1 protein-coding gene is annotated in these 237 nt (G+C 60.8%); it reads right to left on the bottom strand.

Annotation, left to right across the window (positions count from 1 at the left end; genetic code table 11):
- Nucleotides 1-237, bottom strand: a 237-nt coding sequence (locus tag AC0L2O_RS37525) for a hypothetical protein (protein WP_473373286.1), incomplete at both ends; no start/stop codon positions are given.

Below are 237 nucleotides of genomic sequence, written 5' to 3'. Positions count from 1 at the left end.
CGACAATCTTGCCGTCGCGCAGGATCGCTTCGTTGTGGAAGAGCAGCGGTTGCGTGTCTTTCAGGCGGAACTGCACCAGCCGCCGGTTCAATCCGGTTTCCTTCTTCCTCAGCACGGCATCGCGGCCAAGAAAATCGCCCTTGGCGGTCTTCACTGCGAAGCCGAGGCCTGCCTCCAGCACATTGTCCTCGTCGGTGATGTCGTGGCCGAAATGCCGGAACGCCTTTTCGATGCGGC

It is taken from the genome of Bradyrhizobium sp. Kon10, from assembly GCF_055807395.1.
This window is presented reverse-complemented; position numbering and strand designations above follow the sequence as displayed.